The sequence below is a fragment of the Actinomyces sp. AC-20-1 genome (genome assembly GCF_023369555.1).
Lineage (GTDB): Bacteria > Actinomycetota > Actinomycetes > Actinomycetales > Actinomycetaceae > Actinomyces.
In genome coordinates this window covers 1-440 of sequence record NZ_JACJVC010000042.1, presented here as the reverse complement: position 1 = coordinate 440, position 440 = coordinate 1, and the positions used below count along the sequence as shown (strand labels likewise).

The window sequence follows — 440 nt, the reverse complement described above, 5'->3', positions numbered from 1 at the left end:
GATGATCAGCATGTACCAGTTGATGGTCACACTCGGCATCGTGCTGGCGTTTTTATCCGATACAGCGTTCAGTTATAGCGGTAACTGGTGCGCAATGTTGGGGGTTCTTGCTTTACCAGCAGTCCTGCTGATTATTCTGGTGGTCTTCCTGCCAAATAGCCCGCGCTGGCTGGCGGAAAAGGGGCGTCATATTGAGGCGGAAGAAGTGTTGCGTATGCTGCGCGATACGTCGGAAAAAGCGCGAGAAGAACTCAACGAAATTCGTGAAAGCCTGAAGTTAAAACAGGGCGGTTGGGCACTGTTTAAGATCAACCGTAACGTCCGTCGTGCTGTATTTCTCGGTATGTTGTTGCAGGCGATGCAGCAGTTTACCGGTATGAACATCATCATGTACTACGCGCCACGTATCTTCAAAATGGCGGGCTTTACGACCACAGAAC

The 440-nt window shown here is 50.5% G+C and carries 1 pseudogene; it reads left to right on the top strand.

Annotated features, from left to right (window positions below):
• Window positions 1-440 (top strand): annotated as a pseudogene (araE, locus tag H6X67_RS11660) (arabinose-proton symporter AraE); the annotation flags it as partial.